The organism is Psychrobacter sp. 1U2 (assembly GCF_051847575.1).
Genome location: NZ_JBPYDC010001285.1, coordinates 1 through 643 on the forward strand (window position 1 = coordinate 1; position 643 = coordinate 643).

Consider the following 643-nt stretch of genomic DNA (forward strand, 5'->3'; position numbering starts at 1 on the left):
TTATTAAGTGCTTAATAAGATAAGATTATATAAATTTGCAATCTGTTCTATACGTTCACTCTCTATATAATACGTTCCGAACTCAAATATTCAGCTCAGAATTCGTATTTGGCCATTATTTCAACTTGCTGACCTTTTCTTACTTCTAAAGTGGTCTTATCGCTTCGATCTCTCCACTCAATACCAATATCCAGATCTGGAAAATACTCATAAACAAGGTTGATGCTTTTCACGTTCACAGAGGTATCTACCGCATCATCCACATTAATTTCACCATAGCGCATGTTGCTCATCAGTTTTTCTGTAAATTTATGCCTATACCCTACCGTGAAGCCAGTTTGTGATACAAGCTTACCGTCTTCGGCATCACAATCCACATCGTCAGTCGAACCAAGGACTCTTCCAACACATACGGTGGAATAGGCGCCCATCCCTTTACCATTGTATACGCTCGCATGTAGCGAATCATTGCCTATTTTCAGTTTGCCAGCCAAAGAGACACCGACGCCTATATCTGAATCTTCTCCATTTTTGGCCTCACGAGCCGTAACCGCCAAGTTATAGCTAAGATCAGATATATCATCCTTGTAGCTAACAACCATATCAGGCAAATCAGCTTCGTCATCAACAGGTTCTTGAGCCG

General features: G+C 40.7%; 1 pseudogene. It reads right to left on the reverse strand.

Annotation, left to right across the window (positions count from 1 at the left end):
* Positions 1 to 95: 95 nt before the first annotated feature.
* Positions 96 to 643, reverse strand: a pseudogene (locus ACS8FD_RS21675) (hypothetical protein); the annotation flags it as partial.